The following is a 20,254-nucleotide window of genomic DNA, read 5'->3' as shown; positions in this document are numbered from 1 at the left end:
AATGAATCTAGTATAAGGAGGTCAACTTAATGAAGCCCCCAAAGTTCTCCTATCTAAGACCTAATAATCTCTCAGAAGCACTTGAAATGTTGGCTGAATATGGAGACGAGGCCAAAATCATGTCAGGAGGTCAAAGTTTGATTCCATTATTAAACATGAGGCTGTCAACTCCTGCCTACATAATAGATATTGGCAGAGTCGAAGAATTGAAAGGGATAAGAGATGAGGAAGATTCCATCGTTATCGGCGGGATGACTCGGCATGCAGATGTAGAAAAATCACCATTAGTTAGGGAAAAATGCCCACTTCTGTCTGAAGGGATCCGGTGGGTAGGACATAATCAAATCAGGACGAGAGGAACGATAGGCGGGAGTATTGCTCATGCTGATCCCTCAGCTGAGCTGCCATGTATGTTAACTGCCTTAAGAGGGGAAATCGTTATCGTTTCAAATGAGGAGGAAATAATCTTATCACCTGAGGAATTCTTTTTAAGTTATTTATTAACCTCTCTGGAGCCAAATCAACTTGTAAAGGAAATCCGTTTCCCAAAAATAAAAAAGGGAAGTGGATATGCCTTTGAAGAGGTTGCTAGACGACATGGGGATTTTGCTTTAGTAGAGGTAGCCGCAGTCATAGAACTGAATACGGATGGGACGATTGCAGAAGCAAAGATCGCTTTAGGCGGTGCAAATTCTGTTCCTTTTATCCCAGAAGGAACAGAGGGATTTTTAATTGGAAAGCTGCCTGACGATTCCATTCTAAAAGAAGCTGCTGTACTTCAAATAGATGAACTAGATCCTGAAGGTGATATACACGGCTCGAAGGAATACCGCCGATATTTATCGGGTGTTTTACTAGAACGAGCATTATATAAGGCGGTTGAACGGGCAAGGGAAGGAGTAATCGCATGAGTATGAATACCGTTAAAATAAAAGTTAATGGAAGGTTAATAGTAAAAGAGATTGAATCTCGATGGCTGTTATCAGACTTTCTACGGGACAAACTTGGATTAACTGGAACACATGTAGGATGTGAACATGGTGTTTGCGGAGCCTGTACGGTTTTAATTGATGGTGAGCCTGTTCGTTCCTGTTTAATGCTGGCTGTTCAGGCAGATGGCTTAGAAGTTGAGACTGTGGAATCACTAGCTGAAGATGATGGGTCCCTCCATCCGATACAAAAAGCGTTTGCCAACAATCATGCCTTACAATGTGGGTTTTGTACTCCAGGTTTTCTAATGTCTGTCAAAAACTTCATGGAGATTCATCCTGATGTACCAACAGATGAAGAAATCCGCGAAGCAATCTCTGGTAACCTTTGTCGTTGTACGGGATACAGCAATATTATTAAAGCTGTGAAAGAGGCATACGTTCTTAAATGTTAACAAGGAGGATTCGTTGTGAAACAATTTGTTGGACAGAATGTAAAAAGAAAAGAGGATTACCGGCTTCTCACGGGTTCCGGAAGGTTTGTCGCTGATATTCGAATTGAGAATATGGTGGAAGCGGCAATTTTAAGAAGTACTTATGCTCATGCCAAAATAAAAAACATAGATCTTTCTCAGGCGAAAAATTATGAGGGTGTTCTTGATGTCATCATAGCAGACGACTTAGAGGGCAACGTAAAACCATTTACTGAATTTGTAGAATTCACTTTGCCCCCACAGCTAGAAGCTGATATTAAACCAACCATCAAGAAAAACCCTGAACCCATGCTGGCTAAAGATAAAGTAACGTTTGTCGGTCAAGCGGTTGCCATTGTATTAGCTGTAGACCGCTATGTTGCTGAGGATGCACTTGCCTTGATTAAGGTTGAATATGAAGCTTTGCCTGTGGTCACGGATCCTTTTGAAACAATTAAGGATGACGCACCAGTCATTCATCAAGAGCTGGGCAATAATATCCAATCACATTTTGAGGTGAAAGTTGGAGATATCGACCATGCCTTTAAACAGGCTAATCATATTTTAAAAACACGAATAACAACTCCAAGAGTATCTGGAAATCCGCTTGAAACAAGAGGGGTAATTGCCGAATATGAGGTGCGGAATCAACAGCTTGAGGTTTGGACATCTACACAAGTACCGTATATGGTTAGGTCCTATCTTTCTAAGCTGGTTGGGTTGGTGGAAGGCAATATCCGTGTTGTAGCCCCAGATGTAGGGGGAGGCTTTGGTCCGAAATGCGCCGTCTATCCGGAGGAAATCATCATTCCCTATCTTGCAATGAAATACAAGCGACCTGTTAAGTGGATTGAAGACCGCCTTGAACACATGCAAAGTACTAGACATTCACGTGATCAGGTACATGACGTGGAGGTTGCTTTTAAAAACGATGGAACAATCCTTGGATTAAAAGATCAGTTCCTGCTGGATAATGGTGCACATAATTCCTTTGCCTTATGCTGTGCCTATAATTCGGCGGCTCATTTAAGGGGAATGTATCACATTCCAAATTATAATATTACTGGTCGAATCGTCTTGACCAATAAAACACCTAACGTCCCTTATCGTGGCGCAGGAAGACCGGAAGCGGTATACGTTATGGATCGAATTATTTATATGATTGCCTCTAAGTTAAATCTTGATCCGGTGGAAGTGTCTATGAGGAATTTTGTACGTCCTGAACATATGCCATATGACACAGGGATTTTTTACCGGGATGGAGCCAATATGGTCTTAGAAAATGGAGATTATACTGAGTCATTAAAACAAGCCATGAAAATTGTTGATTATGAGGAGTTCCGCCAACAGCAAGAGGAAGCTAGAAAAAAGGGTAAATATATTGGCATTGGCTTTTCGTCTTATATTGAAGGAACAGGTATTGGTCCTTTTGAAGGGGCTGTTGTTAAAATCGATTCAACCGGTCATATTTTGGTCGGAGTTGGTTCAAGCCCGCACGGTCAAAGTCATGAGACCACATTCTCTCAAATATGTGCAGATGTATTTGGAGTGAACCCGGAGCAGGTAACTGTACGGGCAGGAGATACAAGTTTACTGCCATATGGTGTTGGCACATTTGCCAGCAGGGGAGCCGTTACGGCAGGGTCCGCGGTACAAGGGGCTTCAAAACAATTAAAGGAAAAATTTATCGCAACAGCTGGAGTAATGCTCGGAGTTTCATCTGATGTATTAGAAATGCATGGTGGAAAAGTATATTTTAAAAATGATCCAGCTAAAGGAGTTTCTCTACAGGAAATTGCTCAGGCTTCTAAGCCAGGACCGCGCTGTAGGGTTCCAAAAGGAATAGAACCAGGAGCAAGCGCCACTTACTATTTTGTTCCGCCTACCGTGACATTTTCTTCTGGTTTTCATGTAGCGGTTGTGGAAGTTGACAAGGAGACAGGATTTGTTAACATCCTTCGTTATATTGTAGTACATGATTGTGGCCGAGTTATCAACCCGAAGATTGTAGATGGGCAAATTCAAGGTGGAGTTGCTCAAGGAATTGGCGGTGCTCTCTATGAAGAAATTATTTACGATAAAAACGGTCAATTAATAACCGGAACTTATATGGATTATTTAATCCCAACATCAATGGAAATTCCTAATGTTGAAATGGGCCACCAGGAATACTTATCACCTCACAATCCAATAGGGATCAAGGGAGTTGGAGAAGGCGGTGCGATCAGTCCCCCTGCTGCGATTGCAAATGCAGTATGCGATGCAATGAAACCATTAAATATCGAAATAAACACACTCCCTATTAGTCCAAATAAACTGAGAAGTTTAATAGAGGAAGCGGAATTGCAGGAAGTGTACTAAATTGTTTCGATATTTTTTTACTCTATAAACAATATAAACACAGTGATAATAAAAAATAAAAGGGGAGGCTGAAGATGGATTACATTATTTATGGAATAATCACTGGTTGTATTTTGATAATAGCTTCCATCGGTTTTTCAATGGTTTGGAAAACAGAAAACTTCTTAAATATTGCTCATGGACAAATGCTCTTAATCGGTGCTTACATGGCCTATCTTTTTAAAAGCGTACTCAACTTCCCGTTTGCGCTTTCAATGATTTGTTCTGTCATTGCTACAGCGGTGTTGGGATTATTATTTGCGAAAGTTTTCTATTTCCCAGTACGTAAAAGTGGAATTCTAGTCTTACTCTTTACTTCTATCGGTCTTTCATGGGTAATCTACGGAGTGGTTCAGGCAATTGTTGGCCCTCAGATTCGAACATTTGGACTTGAGACGAGTAATATGATCGAATTGTTTGGGCGGCAGCTCCTTTCTTATCAAGAATTACTAATTATTCTTATTTCGATAGTTTGTGTAATCGTGCTTCATTTCATCTTAACAAAGACCAAAAATGGTAAAGGCTTCAGAGCAATGGCTGAGAATCGTGATTTAGCTCAAATTAGAGGAATCAATTCTAAGAAACTATCCGATTATGTTTGGCTTATCTCTTCGGGATTAGCAGGATTAGCCGGAATTCTTCTTGCAATGACAGGGACTTTGAATATGGAGTTAGGCTGGCAGCAAATTTTAATCATCATGTCCGTGGTAATTGTTGGGGGTATGGGGAACCTTTACGGGACAATGCTTGCTGCCCTTATTATTGGATTAAGTATGGATGTTAGTACAATGATAGTTCCTACCTCTTACAGAACAGCAATTGCCTTTGTTATTGTCATCCTAGTGTTGTTAATACGCCCTCAGGGTCTATCCAAGGGAGGTGCTCATTAATGGAGATTTTAGTTTTCCTTTCAGGTCTCATTGCATTGGGCGGAATCTATGCAATGCTTGCTGTAGCATTGAATGTGAATGGCGGATTGCTTGGATTATGGGATTTAGGAGTTGTCGGTTATTTTGCAGTAGGCGCCTATTCATATACCTTGCTCACCATTGAAGCTCCAGAGGGGCTTGGGCTCCCAATGATTGCGGGTGTCATTGGAGCTGCGGTTATTACCGGTTTACTGAGTTTATTTATAGGGTATACCTCCCTTCGGTTACAGAATGAGTATTTATTAATTACAACCTTTGCTTTTGCTGAAATCATTAGAATCATAGCAGGTAATGAAGCATGGTTAACAAATGGAAATATTGGGTTTTTCGGCTTAGATAAACCATTTCAAGACATTATTCCGGGTTCCAATTATATGTTATTTTTCTCAGGGTTAGTGCTTTTAACCTTAGTTTTATTTTATATCTTTGCACAGCGATTGGCGGATTCGCCAATGGGCAGGTACATGAGAGCAATTCGGGAAAACGAATTAGTAACCCAGTCTATTGGGAAGAAAATATTCTCCACAAAGTTAAAAGTGTTTGTATTGAGCAGTTCCATGGTTGGTATTGTTGGCTGCTTTTATGTTTGGTACATGTCGATCATTGCACCAAATATGTTTACATCCACAATCACATTCACAGTTTGGACCGCACTTGTTTTAGGCGGGATTGGTAATAACCGTGGAGCAGTAATGGGTGCATTCGTACTAATTCTCGTCCAAGAAGGTACGCGCTTTATACCTGTACCTGCAGAATATAGCGTTGTCTTAGCAGGATTACGTCAATTTATCTCTGGGATGATGTTGATTCTCGTCCTGCGATTCCTGCCTCAAGGATTAATTGCAGAAAAGTTCAAATCAGTCGAGAAGCTATTTAAATTTCATCATAATTCGTTAATCCTCGAACCGAAGGGGGTAAGGGAAAATGCTGCAAGTCAAGGGGCTGAGTAAGAACTTTGGTGGAGTTCAAGCAGTTAAAGATGTGACATTAGAGGTTAATCAAGGTGAAATTGTTGGATTAATAGGACCAAATGGTGCTGGGAAAACAACCCTTTTTAATATGATTAGTTTATTTTTACCTTCAAATTCGGGACAGATTACCTTCTTAAACGAAAAAATTGATACAGCCACTCCAGATGATGTAGTCGAGAAAGGGTTATTAAGAACCTTTCAAACTCCTGTTGGGTTTCCGAAACTAAGTTTGCTTGAAAATCTAATGGTTGTTCCTCCAAATGAAGGAGAAGGGATATTTTCCACATTCCTTTTTAGAAAAAAAATTATCCAAAGGGAACAGGAACATTATGAAAAGGTTTGTGGACTTCTCAGGCAGTTTAATTTATTTGAGAAGCGAAACGAGCTTGCTGAAAATTTAAGTGCCGCAGAACTAAAACTATTGGAATTGTGCAGGCAGTTAATGGCTAGTCCGAAAATTATGCTTCTTGATGAACCAGCTTCTGGTGTAAACCCGGTGATGCTAGATAAAATGGTCCAGCATATTTTAAGGCTTAGAAGCGAAGGTATGACCTTCTTGGTAATCGATCATAATTTAGGTTTTATTTATCGGATTTGTGATCGTATTTATTGTCTGGCAAATGGGGAGCTAATCGCTTCAGGTACTCCTGAAGAAATTTCAAATAATGAACAGGTTAAATCTGTTTACCTGGGGGCGAGTTAATAATGAGCTTTCTAGAAGTAAAGAATGTCATTTCCGGATATGGTAAAATCCCCATTTTACATGAAATAAACCTTCATGTTAATCAAGGGGAAATGGTAGGAATCATTGGGTCTAATGGAGCTGGAAAAACTACGCTAATGCATACGATAAGTGGTTTGCTTCCTTTAATGAGCGGTTCCATTACCTTTCAAGGTAAGCGGATTGACCAATTACCTCCAAGTGATATAGCTAGAATGGGACTAGGTTATGTTCCCCAGCGAAAAAATGTATTTGCAGAATTAACTGTTCTTGAGAATCTTGAAATGGGTGCGTATACACTTAAAAAGCAAAAAGAAAAAATTAATGAAATGCTAGAGACGTTTCCTCGTCTGAAAGAAAGAATTGGACAAAAAGCAGGAACGTTAAGCGGCGGGGAAAGACAAATGCTGGCTTTAGCAAGTGCATTGATTGTAAATCCTAAATTTCTTCTCCTAGATGAACCGATAACGGGATTAGCTCCGCAGATTATCCAAGGTCTTATCGACATGATTGTTGAGATTCGAGATAAAGGCACAACCGTGATCTGGGTTGTAGAGGAAAATCCAAAAGAAGTGTTAAAACATGCAGATCGAGTTTATTTAATGGATTCTGGAATCATTAAAATGGAACGGACTGGAAAACAATTTTTGGAAGAGGAAAATTTAGAAGAGCTATTCTTGGGCCACTAAGGAGGAGGAAAGAAAATGAAAAAAGTTTCGATGGCAGCTATTTCAATTTGTACCGCATTAACAGTAATGACTGGGTGTGCAAGCTCTACAGGAAGTTCAGGGAATAGTGGTTCTAACAGTGGCGGTGAGGTGAATGTTGGGTTTTTATCAGGGCTAACTGGCTGGCTTGGAGCCTTTACTAAAGAAAATATTAATTCCATTCTTCTAGCAAAGGATGAAATTAACGCAGCAGGCGGTATCCTTGATGGGAAGAAGATCAATATCATCGACGTAGATACTGCTTCTACTGTGGAAGGATCAATTAAAGGTTTTCAAAAGCTGGTCAATGCTGATAAGGCAGTAGCGGCGATTGGGCCAGAAACCGAATCAATGCTTGCATTGTTAAAAGAAGCGCCAAAATCAAAAGTACCGATTATGTCAGCCTTTGCAGGTTCAACAGAACTTGATGAGGTTGGCGGAAATTATGCATTCAGAACAGCCGCTTCAGACTCAACAATTGGAGAGGTACGTGCAAAGGTATTAATTGAAAGCGGAGTAAAAGAAATAGCCATTATGGTTGGAAACTATGAAGGTGCTCAAAGTGATGTTGAGAGATTTAGAGAAACATATGAAGGTTTAGGCGGGAAGATTCTTGCTGAAGTAACCTTCAATTCAGGTCAGAATACGTATAATGGGGAATTGAAAAAGATTGCAGACGTAAATCCAAAATTAGTGTATTATTCTGGTGCCATTGATACAGCCCCAACTATTTTTAAGTCAGCAAAGCAAAGAGGATATGAATGGGATTGGTATATAACACCAGATGTTGCTGTTCAAGAATTCATTGATGTTATTGGAAAGGATATCGCTGAAGGAATTAAGACCATTATTCCAATGGAGGATGAAAATAACGAAGGCTTTAAACGTTTCAATAAGGATTATGAAGCAAAGTTTAAAGCTAAACCGTCTGGCGGATACTACAATGCCAATACGTATGACCTATTAATTGCATCCGCTTTAGCAATGGAAGCAGCAGGCGAAGCAAGCGGTAAGGCAATAAATGAAAAAATCCGTGAAGTTACAAACCCTCCGGGCAAGGTAGTAACTACATTTGAAGAGGGTCTTAAGGAACTGCGTGCAGGAAACGATATTGACTATCAAGGTGCCTCTGGTCCAATCGACTTTGACCAACACGGAAATGTTGTATCTTCATATGCTTTAATGGAAGTTAAAAATGGCGAATGGAAACAAGATAAATTCTTTACCGCAGATTTTCTTGAATAGAATTTCTGCATAATATAAAAACAGGAAACAAAGAGGCAAAAATCAATATTTTGCCTCTTTGTTCATTTAACAAGTTGGGAGGTAAATAGAATGAGGAAGGGTGATTTACATTCACTGAATATACCTTCAAAACATCGTTCAAATGCAGCGATAGGCTCACAGAATCTATCATCAGGTATTGTATCTGGTTTACTGGCAGCCACAGGACCGCCTGTCATTATATTAGAAGCAGCAGCTAATGGCAATTTTACAGATGCACAGACCATTTTTTGGATGTTTTCTGTCTATTTTTTTGGAGGGATATTTAGTGTTGTCCTTCCATTATACTTTCGAATACCCATTGTGGGTGCCCACTCCATTACAGGAGTTGCTTTCTTAGCAGGCATAACTTCACAGGTCCCTTACAATCAATTAATCGGCAGCTACATCATATCAAGTCTATTAATCTTTCTCGTTGGCATTTTGGGGTTATTCTCAAAATTCATGAACTATGTACCAAAAGAAATTATTGCAGCCATGATGGCAGGAATCATTACAAGCTATGTTGTAAGATTAATAGTTTCCGTCCAACACTTGCCCCTGATAGGTGGAACCGCTTTGCTTACATACTTTTTGTTTTCTAAGTGGAAATTACGAGTTCCCCCTGTCATTGCTGCCGTTCTCTCTGGGTTTATTGTTCTGATATTAACATATAATTTTGAAGCAGCAACTGGTAGTAACACTGGTTTTGTTATGCCGAAATTTCAACTGCCGGAATTTAATCTATTAACTATTTTCACTGTTTCAGTCCCTCTCGCCTTATTGATTTTGAGTAACGATGCTGCCCCAGGTATCGGCGCATTAGAACAAAACAACTATAAGCCTCCGATTAATAAAATTGTTACTTTAAGCGGGATATTTTCTCTTTTTGCCAATTTGTTTGGCGGTCAGTCTGCAAATGTTGCGGGTATGATGACAGCTATTTGCTCGGGCGAGGAAACTGGCATGAAAGAAAAAAGGTATATAGCAGCTATTGTTTCAGGGATTTTAATTATTTTGTTTGGTATCTTTGCCTGGTGGACAGTGCCTTTTATTAAATCATTGCCAGGTGATTTTGTGTCAATGCTGGCAGGATTTGCACTATTTGGAGTTTTGGGGTCCAGCCTAAATCTGAGTTTTTCGCAGCCTAATATGATGATAAGTGTTACGTTTACCTTTGTTATTGCAATGTCAAACATTAGTGTATTTTTTATTAGTGCACCTGTTTGGGCATTAGCGGGAGGAGCTCTAATTGCAAACTTTGTAGAAAAGAAAAAAGAAAAACAGGTGGGAAAAGGGTGAATTCATGGGGAAAATCCAAACTATTAATGTGAAGCAGAAATTAGATTGAACATGGCATCTAAGGAAATAAACCATTCTCAGAAATAGGAAAAGTTTATTTGTTTTTTTATCTAAACAAATATGAAATCTCCAGAATTAACAGATTATTGATAATATTCTTAAATAAATATATTATTACTATAAAGTAACACTTACTTGGGGAGGAACTTGATTATGTCACAATTAAAAGAATTTCGTACAATCATGAATTCCATTAAATCTGTTTGGGAAAAGGATAAAAAAGCTTCCATTGTTATGTTAATTGGTGTTAATGGATCAGCATACAGATTGCCAGGCACTAAAATGATGATGGCAGAGGATGCTGAAATGATGGGAACAATCAGCGGTGGGTGCTTAGAAGGTGATATTTATGGTTATGCAGAAAAAGCTCTCCAAAAAGGAACACCGACGATAAAAAACTATGATCTAAGTGACAACGAAATCTGGAGTTTGGGAATTGGCTGTAAAGGTTCATTAGAAATTCTCATCCTTCCGGCTAAAAGGGAGGATCCATTTTGGGACATTACTGACAAACTGTTAAACGACGAAGAGGAATTTTCCTTTATTATAGAAATACAAACAGGAGTTAAAGCAATAGTAACAAAATATGGAGATATCATTGGTGACAGCGAGTTCCTTCCTTCCGTCGTGTACGAAAGTGCACTAAAGAGCCTCAAATCACAAAAACGAGCTGAAATAGTGAAATGGAAAGGGTGTAAATTTGTGGTTGATGTAATTCGTCCAAGCCAAAAATTAATCGTAGCAGGAGCTGGAAAGGATGCAATACCAGTTGTTGAATTTGCTGCAAAAGCAGGCTTTTCTGTAACTGTTCTAGATCCGCGCAGTGAATTTAATAAAGAACGCTACTTCCCTGTTGCACAACATCTTGTTGAGCTGCCGGAAAATATAAATCCAGAAAATGTAAGCAATGCATGGTGGGTTATAATGAATCATTTGCAGAGTCGTGATGAAGAGGCTCTCCATCTAGCCCTAAAAAGTAATCCAAAATACATTGGTGTTTTAGGACCTGTATCAAGAACACAGGAAATGATATTAAATATAGGGGAGGACCTAACCATTGGAGAAGATATTTTTTCACCGGTTGGTCTGGATATAGGCGCAGAAACGATGGAAGAAGTGGCAATTAGTATTGTTTCTGAATTGATGGCGGTACGATCCAATCGTGATGGGAAATCACTAAAAGGGAAATTGAAGATTCATGCCTAAGATAGGGGCAATCATCCTTGCAGCTGGATTATCTAAACGAATGGGGCAGTCTAAACTTTTACTGTCCCTAAAAGGAAAACCACTTTTTCGTTATCCACTTGAACAAGCAATAAGAAATCACATGCAGCCAATCTGTTTAATAGCGGGTCAACATATGCAGGCGTTTCAAACAGAATCCTCTGATTTACTAAATGTGGAATATATTTATAACCCTAGATATGAAAAAGGCATGTCTTCGTCACTAAAAATAGGGATTGAAAATATTAAGTATCGTACAGATGCAACCATCATTTTTTTAGCAGATCAGCCATTTGTTCCAGATTTGGTCCTACAATCTATGATTGAACAGTTTGGTAAAGATACGCGTATTGTACGACCCCAATATCAAGGCAATTTCGGTCACCCCATTTTAATTGATAAAAGCTTATATGATGAATTTCTAAATTTAGAGGGTGACCATGGTGGTAAAGAAATCATAAATAAATATAAAAACGATACAAAAATCCTTTCATTTGATAACACATTTTGGGGTATGGATATTGATACACCTGAAGATTATCGAAAAGGTGAACAATTTTTGGTTTAAAGATTGAGGACTTTTTCAACAAATCAAATTTATGTTTGTAGTGCTAATGCATTCCCTCACTTTGGAGTATCGAACCCAACCACAACCGTTAGAGGTGTAAATATATGTTTTCAAATATCGGAATACCTGGTTTGATACTTATTTTGGTTTTAGCATTAATTATTTTTGGTCCTAAAAAGGTAAAACAAGTAGTGCGTATTGCCAAGTTTTCATTTTTTTATACCCCTTTCATTCTATAAAACATAAAAAGCCACACAGCTATATAAGTGCTGTGTGGCTATAGTCAGTGGGTAAGTGATGACAGATGGCATTCCTTAGATGTACAGCAAAACACGGAAAAAAATAATCAATTAACAGGTTTTAAAGAACAATCCGAATTAAATAAGCTAGGATATAAAATTACTGGACTGAATCGAGAACAACGCTGGGCAATATTAGTGAATAAAGCCATTCCTCAATTAGGCGTACAAAACGTAGTTAATATCATTACATCACTTGTAAAAAATAGAAAGCGGCAGGAAAACGGAAGTACAATATATAAACATGCAATTGCAGAATGGGAAATGATCTTGAAAGTTTGAGAAGTATTTGCAAGAATAGTAAATAGCCTCTTCAAAGATTGAGGCTAGTTTCCTGAGTTTTTAGAAAAAAAGTGGCTATGATGTTAGTTTGACAAGGGCAAAGCAAGAAGTCTATTTGTTTTTCCATATCGGAACAATCCTGAAGAGGTCATTTCTTCTTTTGTTCATAATTTTAGTCAAAAAGATTATATAACCAAATTCCCTACATGCCAATCGTGAAAGGGGACCAAGATTTTGGTCACGTAAGAGCCTCTACGTGACCGTTTTGGTGTGGATTAAGATTTGGTCAAGTACAGTTTGTCTTCACGCGAAAATTATCGAAATTGCGTTCTTAACCAAATAGTCGAATTTGTATTTTTAATATAAGGCTTATCACGATAGATGTTAAAGTGGAAAATGGCCAAATCTTTTAATGTGTTTTTTTGAATCACCAGATTGATGGGGGTTTCAGCTAGATACTCTGTATAGTAGTAGTAATGATTCGAAGTGGGGTGGATGGTATGTAGCTTTCTGAATTTCTGTGCCTTTATGATATTGTCCACTTCACCTTGAATGAGATTCCTATCAATCTGATAATTCTTAAATAAGTAATCCTGCAATTCCTTTCGGGAAAGGAGCATCACTTCCACTTTTCGAATATCATTCACCTGTAAATCAGATAACTCCACAGGGTTTCGGATTGGCCATGTTAAAAGATAGTACCTGGTTGCTTTTGTTTCATCATAAAACCAGCCTTCCCGCCATTGATTATTCTTTTTATATCTTAGTTCTAACGCAAAAGTAGGAATGCCGTCAGGGTACTGAAGGGTAGCTTTTTCATCGACGATATAATCTGTCCCGTTAAAGGTAAAGGTGACATCGATCCCTTTGAATTGATATTCCATGTAATTGGGCTTAAGACGGGAATTTCTTGTAAACTCCTGAATCTGCAGCTTCCCATAAAGGAATTTATCCAAGAATTCTCCCAGTACACCTTCGCCATGTAAATCCTCCATAAACTTGCTTTTCATATTGATAGCCTCCGTGAACATATGATTTACAATTATAAAAACAAATTCCTCATCGCAGTTTTAAAATCATTTACACCCCCATTGGCCGGATGTGGAACAGGGATGTTTTCTATGTTGTATTGATTCAAGGTGTTATTGGAGTACCTGCCTATGGAAATAATTGTAGCGAAAGGATATAAGTCTATTAACTTTTTTACATAAGCGACCCCTGTTAGCAATTCTTCTGAATTAGGTGGTCGATTGCTTAACGGACCTTTCGTTTTATTAAAAGGATGGAATGGGAAGATGTTCCAAAGGATGGTCTGAAAAGAATCAATCCCGCAGTGCTTCAGCTCCTTCCATACAATAGTCGCAGTTGGTTCCGTGAATCCGTTTTGTTTTTGTGTTTTTGCTAACAGAGAGCTTGATGGGTTACTGGTTCGTCTTGGGATGAAGGTTTGGAGAACATTCGATGGAGAAATCTCTTGTTGGTGGCCAAGCAATATTCTTTCAGAGGTCATAGCGATACCGGTAAACCTGCCGCCCTGATACCCTAGGCCCTCAGCAACAAATATCCTTTTAGCGGTATTGGAGCGCAAGCGCAGATATTGCTCGAGTTGCGCCGAACGTATATTAGGGACATCACTACCAATATCTAATTCGTCCGTGTCACTCCAAGGGTTAAATACATTATCTCCGGAGCTGTATGACTGCAGGTCCGAGATAAAAGCACTTATTTTTGGCATAAATACACCCTTTCAAATAGGTTAACCATATTATGCCATAATCCTTATTTAATAGAAATGTTCACTTCAGTAAAAATGTGTCTATTTTTTTAATATAAAAAGACAACCCCATATTAAATTATGAGGTTGATATGTTATGTAGGGCTTTTGCTCCCTAATTTTTCTGCGATTTTTTTATATAAAAAATCCTTTGAAATCATAAAACAGGTTTTGGTAACATCTTTTTCAAAGAAAGCCTGATAGGTTTTGTCGCCGCCTTTACCTCTTGGGGCAATTTCGAGTACCTGGCCTTCAAATGAATTGGGATATGGTAATTTGCTGATATCATGTTTACCAATTGCATTTTGGAGCATCTTATAGCTCTTTTGTAGTAATTGTAAATCTTCGTCGGTAAATGAAATCGTCAACACATCTTTTAATACGCGTTCCCCGTTTTTCTTCCCTTTGCCTTCATAGCAAATTAAAGCGAAGGTAACTTCTTCGAAATAACTTTTCCAAGAGGATTCTTCCCAATCAACGTTGAATTCTGAACGGACGATATTCCTGAAGGTTAACCGCTCAAGTGGGTAATAGTTATGGTCCACAGGGATGTTTTTGATTACATGAGTTGTCTTGGCAAAGAGTGGGTGCTTTTCTGGAAGGTCATCATCCCTGCCAATCAAAATATCAGATATCATTTTACTCAGCTGTTTAGGGATAGATCCAGTCATACCTTTTTGGGAAACAGTCTGATAGATTTCCATCTGTGTTTTTCTAAAAAAAGGTTTGAGTTTGGATTTTATATATTCCTCGATACTGGTAAATAACGGATATTCTGATAAGATTGTAGGATTTCTAAGAATCCCTGTTAAGTATCCCTGTTTTAACGAAAAGGCTCTAGGCTTAGCTGGGATTGAAGAATAGGGCTGCTTCCGTTTTACTTTCGAAGTTGCGCTTTTGGTTGCAGCTCCTAAATAGGAAGTATCCCCTTCCGAAAGGAGGTGGGCTTCACCATTCATAACCTTATGTTGGATTTTTTTGTAATCCATCTCAATGATGGGTAAGTCCTGATCCATATCATATAATTGAAAGTCTTCAATAACAAAGTCGTGATATGCCGTATCTCTCTTATACTCATACCAGATGATAAGCAGCAATTTACTTTTAAATAATAATGAACTGAACTCAAATGGTTGCTTTACGATGTTAAAATAATCAATCATGCTTAAGGATAATCTTTCTTTAGCAGATCTGGATTTGTCTTTATTTTTGATAAAGCCTGTAACCTTTAATTCGACATTTAGCTCTTCAAAATCTGCTTTACTTTCATTGTTTAACGCATACCCATAAAAGCCTGTTTCAACCACCTTGCCTAGAGCGCCTTTATCTTGCTTTTTTTGCAACAAACCAAGCTTATCCAAATCTGCAAAGGTTTTGCCAATAATATTGTTTGTGTAAGTAAGCAGATCATTAATAGTCGTAAATTTCATTTATTTACTCCTTGGAAAATTTAATTGATAAAAACTTAATAAAATTCAAGAAAATAAATTAGAACGATCGTTCTTGATTGTGCTATTATTGATTTATAATATCTTGTCCTTATAATGGAACTGAAAAAATCATGTTTTTATGGTAAGATAGTTTAATCTAGCTTTTTTAAAAAGAAAATAAGTAAGCGTAGATTAGAACTTATTATTAGGTTGATCTTTTTGTTTATATTTATTATAATATTTCTTAGGTATATTCAGTACCGAAAGGATGTTCGTTCATGTTGAAAGCAATAGAATTATTTGCAGGAGTAGGAGGTTTCCGACTAGGCCTTGAGGAAACAAAAGGGTTTGAAGTAGTTTGGGGAAACCAATGGGAACCATCCAAAAAAGCTCAAGATGCTTTTGAATGCTACGCTAAAAACTTTGTAGGAAAAGGAATTCATTCCAATGAAGATATAGCTGCTGTTGATGAAAAGTTCTTAAAGGATTTAAATGCAGAGGTAATAGTTGGCGGTTTTCCCTGTCAAGATTATTCAGTTGCCCGAAGTCTTTCAGGGGAGAAGGGGATTCAAGGAAAAAAAGGAGTGCTATTTTGGGAGATTATCAGGCTTGCAACCGAAATAAAACCTAAATATATTTTACTTGAAAATGTAGACCGTCTTTTGAAATCTCCTTCTAAACAACGAGGCAGGGACTTTTCCATCATGCTTGCTAGTTTCCGTGATTTAGGATATTCGGTTGAATGGCGTGTTATCAATGCTGCTGAATATGGACAAGCACAACGCCGTCGGAGAATCTTTATTTTTGCCGTTCGGAATGATATTCAGTTTATTCAAAACAGATTAAATATAGAAGATTCTGTGATGCTCCGTACCGAAGGCTTTTTTGCAAAAGCGTTTCCTGTATTGGATGAAGAAGGAAATAAATTTCATGGATTTACTTTCACGGATGATATCGTTGATATATCAGATAATTTTTCTAAAACCTATTATAACTCCGGTATAATGAGGGATAACAGAGTTTATTCAGAAGAATTAACACCACAATATGAAGAACCGATTACACTAGGTGAAATCCTTCAATCGGGTGTTGATGAAAAATATTACTTAAATGAAAGTGCCATTGAAAAATTTAAGTATCTAAAGGGTCCAAAAAAGATAGAGCGTACTGCTGCAAATGGGCATCAGTATATATTTTCAGAAGGTGGAATGGCATTCCCAGAGTCACTTGATAAACCTGGCCGGACGATGTTAACAAGTGAAGGAACCGCCAACCGTAGCACTCATGTTGTATTAGATTCAGAAACGAATCGCATTCGATTTCTAACTCCAGTGGAATGTGAACGTTTAAACGGCTTCCCTGATCATTGGACAGATGGTATGTCCGATAGAATGAGATATTTCTGTATGGGAAATGCGTTGGTCGTAGGATTAATTAACCGAATGGGGTATAGAATTCTAGAAATTGAAAAAGAGGATATCGATGCTCTTAAGATTAATCCACTACAGATGAGTTTATTTTAGTATTTAAAAATATCCTAGGATTTTTTATATCCTAGGATATTTTTATTTTATAACCAGAATAATTGTTCAACAAATAAAGAATATATGGGAAATAATGATAAAATAAATACAATAGTTAATTTATTAATTGGAAGCGGCCAAATCATGGTGGGAGGTTTTAAAAGGAAATGATCAGGAGTGGAAAATATAATGGATTATAAAAGGTTATTAAATAGTGTTGGAAAAACTAGTTTTATTGAAAATTACGATGGATACAAGAACTTGTTCTTATTAGGAGAAAATCTAACTTCAGAACATAAAAAAATATTTGCAAATGAGTTATATGACAAGAATCGTGAATCCACTTCTCTTCAAACACAATTTACCCGTGTGAACTGTGCCATTAATATATTTAAAAATGGTTGGGAGAAGGAAGCGTTAAATGATATTGTTTTATCGACAAGTAAAAGTGTTTCAAGGGAAGTCATACAAAAAGCAGAGAAACTATTAAACAACTAACATTTGATTCTTAATAACCTAATATGGAGGGAAACAGGCCTATTTATAATAAACTTGTCCGTGATCGTATTCCACAAGTAATTGAAAGTGATGGGAAAAAATGCTCAACAAGAATACTTGAAGACGATGTCGGTGTATTCTAAGTTTTAATAAACAGAACAACGTGTTCTAGGTTCATTAAGTTTCAATTTGAAAGCATTATAAACCCCGAATAACTATCGGGGTTTATAACTTTTCCTCGGATTTATACCTATTCATTCGTAAAGTATTGTTTCCGAAATTCTTTAGGTGTCATGTTGTATAATCGTTGGAATGTTTTTGCAAAAGATTTAGGATCCTTGTATCCCACAAGAGTACCAATTTCATATATTTTTAGAGTAGGGTTTTTGGTTAATTCACAGGCTTTCTCCATTCGAACCCTTGTTAAATAATTTAAAAAGGTTTCACCCGTGACAGATTTAAATACTTGACCAAAATAGTGATCGGTAAGATGTAATCGGTTTGCAATTTCCTTTAATGTTAACGGTTTTATTAGATTAGACATAATGTAGGATTGGGCACTTAACACCAGTCTTTCATGATAAGTGGTTGGGTCGTTTGCAGGTTCTGGCTCAACCTTTTTGGTAGGGTTCATGTCCATTTTTATTCTATCAATGGCATCCATAAGTTCATCCGTATCGATTGGTTTTAGTATATATCCTTTAGCGTTATATTTCATCGCTTTTTGTGCAAAAGAAAACTCTTCGTATCCACTCATAATGATCACATGGATGTTAGATTCCTTTTCATATATATGCTTGGTTAACTCAATACCATCCATTTCTGGCATACGAATATCTGTTAAAATGATGTCCAGTTTCTCTTTCTCCATCCAAAATATTGCCTCTTTTCCATTCTCAGCCGTGCCAACCACATCTATATTTCGCTCATGCCACTCATCCAATGATTTCAAACTATCCGATATTAGCCAGTCATCATCTACTATTAACATTTTGAGCATCATATACCTCCATTGGGATTGAAATCGTAACGGTAGTACCCAAATTTACCTCACTATCTATCGTAATACCAAAAGGACTGCCGTAATGTGAGAGAATTCTAGTTTGTACGTTGTAAATTCCAATTTTATTCTTATATTTCGCAAGGTTTTTGGAGCTGAATTGAAGCTGGTGACGAATCTGTTGAAGCTTTAGGGAATCAAGTCCTACGCCATTATCTTTAATGGTAAATATGATTATTGAGCCTCTGTTTTCCCCAATAATCTCTATATTTCCGGATGATTTTAAGGGATCAATCCCATGAATGATTGCATTTTCAACGATAGGCTGCAGAATCCATTTTACCGATAGATATTCATCTAACATGGGATCAATCGAGATCGTGTAGTTTAATGGTTCTCTCATCCGTACCTTTTGAATCTCTAAATAATTGACGATATAATTGATTTCCTGTTTGATTGGGATTTTTTCTTCAAATGAACTTATGCTAGACCTCAGTAGTTTTCCAAGTAGCACTATCAGACGGCTAATTTCAGGTTCTCTTTTTTTACGTGCCAAAGAATTAATCGTTTCTAAGGTGTTATAGATAAAATGTGGGTTAATTTGTAATTGTAAGGCGGTAATTTCCGCTTCTTTCTTTAATTTTTCTTCGTGTTTAACCGCTTGAATTAATTTCTTTAATTCCCCAATCATCGTATTAAAACCTTTTCCAAGGTCACCGATTTCATCCTTTGAATGGACAACAAACCTTTCATCAAGGTTTCCTGATTCCACCTTTTTCATCACTCTGCCAAGATTCTTAATAGGTGTGGAAATGCGATGTGAAATAAATAAGGATGCAAGTAAACAAATGAATGCAGATGTAATCGTAATAATAATGGCGATTTTTCTAATTTCATTAACCGTTACGTAAAATGCATTTTTCTCAAAATACTCTGATACGTACCATCCTGTTTGTGGGAAATACTTCGTGAAAACAATAAATTCTTTTCCAGAATTACTTTTAATGGTAGATCCAGATATAGACGCTGCTACATCCTTATATTCCAGATTAATCTCTGGTTCTAAGACAAATCCAAGACTGTCATGAATGAAGGTTCCCGAACTAGTAAAAGAAGTGCTTCCATCATGTCGTAGGATGGCTTCTAACAAATCTTCTTTAAAATCGATGATAAGATATCCGTATGACTTTATCTTTCTATCCCATACTTTTTTAACATAAGAATAAACCTTTTGCTTCTTATCAACATTCGAATAAGGTTGATCGTGAAGGTAGGTAATTTGTGGAGTGACATAATTGTTTTTTTCTATTTCTTTGACCCATGGAAGATTCTTGAAGTCCTGATTTTTAAAATGTAAATCATGAGAATACCCATAATTGTAAATAAAGCCATTGTTGCTGACGATCATGATTCCTTCCGTTTCTGGTCTTATATTTTGAATACTTAGTAGTAATTCATCAAGCTCTATATAATATTTTGGGTGGTCTATTGGATTTGTATTGGTGAGAAACTCAGAAAAAATCTTACTTTGCGTAATTCCTTGATCCATACGTTCCAAGTCCTTTATGAATGCTGAAAGAAAACTCATCTTTTGCTCCAATACGTCATCTGCATGATACTGTAAGTTTTCATATAAATTATTGGAATACTTATCATAAGCAAACCAGCCAACAATGCCCATTGGAATAAATGAAAATAGAACAAATGTCATAAATAACTTAAAAAAAATAGAGTTAATGAATTTCATTAATTTCCCCCGACTTTTAGACATTATAGTAATCTATAAAATATTAACCACGATTCACCCCCCTTTTACCCATCTCTTACGCCATTGAAAGAAAGTTTAAATCATTTAGAATTATAAATATATTAATGTTACTTATATTCTATGGAAAGGAGCG

The 20,254-nt window shown here is 37.3% G+C and carries 19 protein-coding genes and 1 pseudogene; 15 read left to right on the top strand and 5 right to left on the bottom strand.

The annotated features are described in order from the left end of the window. Positions 1-29: 29 nt before the first annotated feature. The 13 genes and pseudogenes from J2Y03_RS21840 to J2Y03_RS21780 all read left to right on the top strand — a co-directional run bounded on the left by J2Y03_RS21840 (position 30) and on the right by J2Y03_RS21780 (position 12,128). Positions 30-911 carry an FAD binding domain-containing protein gene (locus J2Y03_RS21840; RefSeq protein WP_310198253.1) on the top strand — a complete coding sequence of 294 codons (882 nt, stop codon included), beginning with the start codon at positions 30-32 and terminating at the stop codon, positions 909-911. Next, complete coding sequence (locus J2Y03_RS21835) at positions 908-1,384, top strand: (2Fe-2S)-binding protein (RefSeq protein ID WP_310198251.1); 477 nt, start codon at positions 908-910, stop codon at positions 1,382-1,384. Before J2Y03_RS21840 ends, J2Y03_RS21835 begins: the two co-directional genes overlap by 4 nt. Before the next feature lie 15 nt (positions 1,385-1,399). Further along, positions 1,400-3,763: a xanthine dehydrogenase family protein molybdopterin-binding subunit gene (locus tag J2Y03_RS21830; protein ID WP_310198250.1), complete on the top strand. Its 2,364-nt coding sequence runs from the start codon at positions 1,400-1,402 to the stop codon at positions 3,761-3,763. Between the two features lie 74 nt (positions 3,764-3,837). Next, entirely contained in the window at positions 3,838-4,692 is an 855-nt protein-coding gene (locus tag J2Y03_RS21825) for a branched-chain amino acid ABC transporter permease (protein ID WP_310198248.1), read from the top strand. Beyond that, entirely contained in the window at positions 4,692-5,681 is a 990-nt protein-coding gene (locus J2Y03_RS21820; protein ID WP_310198245.1) for a branched-chain amino acid ABC transporter permease, read from the top strand. Before J2Y03_RS21825 ends, J2Y03_RS21820 begins: the two co-directional genes overlap by 1 nt. Then, on the top strand, positions 5,656-6,405 hold the full coding sequence (locus tag J2Y03_RS21815; protein WP_310198242.1) for an ABC transporter ATP-binding protein: 750 nt from the start codon (positions 5,656-5,658) through the stop codon (positions 6,403-6,405). The genes J2Y03_RS21820 and J2Y03_RS21815 overlap by 26 nt, the downstream gene beginning before the upstream one ends. A 2-nt stretch (positions 6,406-6,407) precedes the next feature. Continuing rightward, positions 6,408-7,112, top strand: coding sequence for an ABC transporter ATP-binding protein (locus tag J2Y03_RS21810; protein WP_310198240.1), 705 nt, complete (start codon positions 6,408-6,410; stop codon positions 7,110-7,112). Positions 7,113-7,127: 15 nt separating this feature from the next. After that, complete coding sequence (locus tag J2Y03_RS21805) at positions 7,128-8,375, top strand: ABC transporter substrate-binding protein (protein WP_310198238.1); 1,248 nt, start codon at positions 7,128-7,130, stop codon at positions 8,373-8,375. 90 nt (positions 8,376-8,465) lie between these two features. Beyond that, entirely contained in the window at positions 8,466-9,695 is a 1,230-nt protein-coding gene (locus tag J2Y03_RS21800) for a benzoate/H(+) symporter BenE family transporter (RefSeq protein ID WP_310198235.1), read from the top strand. Between the two features lie 213 nt (positions 9,696-9,908). After that, entirely contained in the window at positions 9,909-10,961 is a 1,053-nt protein-coding gene (locus tag J2Y03_RS21795) for an XdhC family protein (RefSeq protein WP_310198232.1), read from the top strand. Then, on the top strand, positions 10,954-11,547 hold the full coding sequence (locus J2Y03_RS21790) for a nucleotidyltransferase family protein (protein WP_310198230.1): 594 nt from the start codon (positions 10,954-10,956) through the stop codon (positions 11,545-11,547). Before J2Y03_RS21795 ends, J2Y03_RS21790 begins: the two co-directional genes overlap by 8 nt. Before the next feature lie 104 nt (positions 11,548-11,651). Next, positions 11,652-11,750, top strand: a pseudogene (locus tag J2Y03_RS21785) (twin-arginine translocase TatA/TatE family subunit); the annotation flags it as partial. Positions 11,751-11,813: 63 nt separating this feature from the next. Continuing rightward, a complete protein-coding gene (locus J2Y03_RS21780) occupies positions 11,814-12,128 on the top strand; it encodes a hypothetical protein (protein ID WP_310198227.1) in 315 nt (104 codons plus the stop codon). A gap of 314 nt (positions 12,129-12,442) precedes the next feature. Here the strand turns inward: J2Y03_RS21780 and J2Y03_RS21775 are convergent, their stop codons facing one another. The 3 genes from J2Y03_RS21775 to J2Y03_RS21765 all read right to left on the bottom strand — a co-directional run bounded on the left by J2Y03_RS21775 (position 12,443) and on the right by J2Y03_RS21765 (position 15,332). Beyond that, positions 12,443-13,138 (bottom strand): hypothetical protein, encoded by a 696-nt coding sequence (locus tag J2Y03_RS21775; RefSeq protein WP_310198224.1) that lies wholly within the window; start codon positions 13,136-13,138, stop codon positions 12,443-12,445. Between the two features lie 32 nt (positions 13,139-13,170). Next, positions 13,171-13,863: a uracil-DNA glycosylase gene (locus J2Y03_RS21770; protein WP_310198221.1), complete on the bottom strand. Its 693-nt coding sequence runs from the start codon at positions 13,861-13,863 to the stop codon at positions 13,171-13,173. Between the two features lie 134 nt (positions 13,864-13,997). Further along, complete coding sequence (locus J2Y03_RS21765; RefSeq protein WP_310198218.1) at positions 13,998-15,332, bottom strand: Sau3AI family type II restriction endonuclease; 1,335 nt, start codon at positions 15,330-15,332, stop codon at positions 13,998-14,000. A gap of 278 nt (positions 15,333-15,610) precedes the next feature. On the opposite strand from J2Y03_RS21765, the gene dcm reads away from it, so the two are divergent. Both dcm and J2Y03_RS21755 read left to right on the top strand, forming a co-directional pair. Then, positions 15,611-16,855 carry a DNA (cytosine-5-)-methyltransferase gene (gene dcm / locus J2Y03_RS21760; protein ID WP_310198215.1) on the top strand — a complete coding sequence of 415 codons (1,245 nt, stop codon included), beginning with the start codon at positions 15,611-15,613 and terminating at the stop codon, positions 16,853-16,855. A 177-nt stretch (positions 16,856-17,032) separates the two neighbouring features. Then, the gene (locus J2Y03_RS21755) at positions 17,033-17,353 is read left to right on the top strand and encodes a hypothetical protein (protein ID WP_310198213.1); all 321 of its coding nucleotides are present in this window, start codon (positions 17,033-17,035) and stop codon (positions 17,351-17,353) included. 250 nt (positions 17,354-17,603) lie between these two features. Here the strand turns inward: J2Y03_RS21755 and J2Y03_RS21750 are convergent, their stop codons facing one another. Continuing rightward, positions 17,604-18,353 carry a response regulator transcription factor gene (locus J2Y03_RS21750; protein ID WP_165903155.1) on the bottom strand — a complete coding sequence of 250 codons (750 nt, stop codon included), beginning with the start codon at positions 18,351-18,353 and terminating at the stop codon, positions 17,604-17,606. After that, on the bottom strand, positions 18,328-20,100 hold the full coding sequence (locus tag J2Y03_RS21745) for a sensor histidine kinase (protein WP_310198209.1): 1,773 nt from the start codon (positions 20,098-20,100) through the stop codon (positions 18,328-18,330). The genes J2Y03_RS21750 and J2Y03_RS21745 overlap by 26 nt, the downstream gene beginning before the upstream one ends. Between the last annotated feature and the right edge of the window lie 154 nt (positions 20,101-20,254).

This window comes from Neobacillus niacini (assembly GCF_031457145.1).
Taxonomy (GTDB): Bacteria; Bacillota; Bacilli; order Bacillales; family Cytobacillaceae; genus Neobacillus; species Neobacillus niacini_J.
Note: the sequence above shows the minus strand (reverse complement) of the source record. Positions and strands in the feature narration are given on the sequence as shown.